Annotated in this window: 1 protein-coding gene; it reads left to right on the top strand. The window is 38.9% G+C overall.

Annotation, left to right across the window (positions count from 1 at the left end):
- Nucleotides 1-199 precede the first annotated feature (199 nt).
- Nucleotides 200-577, top strand: coding sequence for a GxxExxY protein (locus FQ608_RS27105; RefSeq protein WP_158861643.1), 378 nt, complete (start codon nucleotides 200-202; stop codon nucleotides 575-577).
- The last annotated feature ends 101 nt before the right edge of the window (nucleotides 578-678 follow it).

Here is a 678-nt window from a genome sequence, read left to right on the forward strand (position 1 = left end):
GCGTCTACATTAGCAATTTTTCAAAACCAATTCTCTGCGTCCGTCGCGTAATCCGCTGCGCCCGCTGCGTGAAACATTTTTTACGCTAATCCCACAGCATGCCCCCCATTTTTAATTGTGAATGAGTCTATGCAAGCCTTTTTTGGAGGGAACATAGAATATTTATATATTCATATGTTTTTTAATAAATTTTTAAGCCATGAGTGAAAACGAAATAGCCACTATTATTTTGGACAAAGCTTTTGAAATTCATAATTATTTAGGCCCGGGATTACTGGAGTCAGTTTATGAGAAAGCTCTGGAGTATGAACTTGTTCAATCGAAAATATTTGTTCAGACGCAACTACCGGTTCCGATGAATTATAAAGAGATTAAATTTGATGTAGCATATCGATTAGACCTATTGGTGGAAAATAAAGTTATTGTTGAAATCAAAGCAGTGGAAACACTGGCACCACTACATTTTGCACAAACCCTAACGTATCTTAAGCTAAGTGAAAAGAAGTTGGGGCTTTTGATTAATTTCAATACCAAACATTTAAAAGACGGCATTAAAAGAATTGCAAATAATCTTTAATTTGTTTCCAGGGGCCGCTCTCAGATCGATTTCACGCAGCGACGACTTTCACGCGGCGGGCGCAACGGTTTTCACGCGGCGGGCGCAGCGATTTGTTTCAC

The organism is Lunatibacter salilacus (assembly GCF_009797935.1).
GTDB lineage: Bacteria > Bacteroidota > Bacteroidia > Cytophagales > Cyclobacteriaceae > Lunatibacter > Lunatibacter salilacus.